This window comes from Rhodococcus sp. R1101, assembly GCF_000278445.1.
In the GTDB taxonomy this organism is placed as follows: domain Bacteria; phylum Actinomycetota; class Actinomycetes; order Mycobacteriales; family Mycobacteriaceae; genus Rhodococcus; species Rhodococcus gordoniae.
In genome coordinates this window covers 1-1,259 of record NZ_AJVB01000738.1, presented here as the reverse complement: position 1 = coordinate 1,259, position 1,259 = coordinate 1, and the positions used below count along the sequence as shown (strand labels likewise).

Annotated in this window: 1 protein-coding gene; it reads left to right on the top strand. The window is 66.8% G+C overall.

The genetic code is table 11. The features are described from left to right. Positions 1 to 59: 59 nt before the first annotated feature. Positions 60 to 1,259 (top strand): DEAD/DEAH box helicase (locus R1101_RS0123750; RefSeq protein ID WP_016935657.1); only part of this gene is annotated, 1,200 nt, incomplete at its 3' end.

The window sequence follows — 1,259 nt, the reverse complement described above, 5'->3', positions numbered from 1 at the left end:
GTGACCGGCCCCGCACGGCCCACGCAGGCGAGTCCCGCACTTCCGACTAGCCTGGAGAAGTGCTGCTTCCGGATCTGATACCCGACCCCGTCGACGACGACGCGTTGTTCGACGCGTTCACCACCTGGACGACCGATCGGGGCATCACACTCTATCCGGCGCAGGAGGAAGCGCTCATGGAACTGGTCGCCGGATCCAACGTCATCCTTGCCACGCCGACCGGCTCCGGGAAGTCGATGGTCGCGCTCGGTGCGCATTTCTTCGCCATGGCGACGGGCAAGCGCACCTTCTACACCGCCCCGATCAAGGCCCTCGTGAGCGAGAAGTTCTTCGCCTTGTGCGACGTCTTCGGTGCCGACAAGGTCGGCATGATGACCGGCGACGCGTCGGTGAACTCCGGAGCCCCCATCATCTGCGCGACGGCCGAGATCGTCGCGAATCTCGCGCTGCGCGAAGGACCGGATTCCGACATCGGCCAGGTCGTGATGGACGAGTTCCACTTCTACTCCGAACCCGATCGCGGCTGGGCATGGCAGGTGCCGCTCATCGAGTTGCCGCACGCGCAGTTCCTGCTCATGTCGGCGACGCTCGGCGACGTGACGTTCCTGCAGAAGGATCTGACCCGGCGCACCGGACGGCCCACGGTCGAGGTCTCGGGCTCCGAACGTCCGGTGCCGTTGACGTTCTCGTATTCGCAGGCGCCCATCGGTGAGGCCATCGAGGAACTCGTGACGACGCATCAGGCGCCCGTCTACGTCGTGCACTTCACCCAGGCCGCAGCTCTCGAGCGCGCCCAGGCACTGACCAGCGTGAACATGTGCACCAAGGCCGAGAAGGAGGCGATCGCCGCGGCACTGGGCGACTTCCGGTTCTCGACCGGTTTCGGCAAGACTCTCTCGCGTCTCGTCCGGCACGGCATCGGCGTGCACCACGCGGGCATGCTGCCGAAGTACCGGCGCCTGATCGAGAAGCTCGCACAGGACGGGCTGCTCAAGGTCATCTGCGGCACCGACACGCTCGGCGTCGGCATCAACGTGCCGATCCGCACCGTGCTGCTCACCGGCCTGACGAAGTTCGACGGCACCCGCACCCGGCAGCTCAAGGCACGCGAGTTCCACCAGATCGCCGGCCGCGCCGGTCGCGCGGGGTACGACACGATGGGCACGGTCGTCGTGCAGGCACCCGAGCACGAGATCGAGAACGTGCGGGCGCTCGCGAAGGCCGGGGACGATCCGAAGAAGCGACGGAAGGTGCAGCGC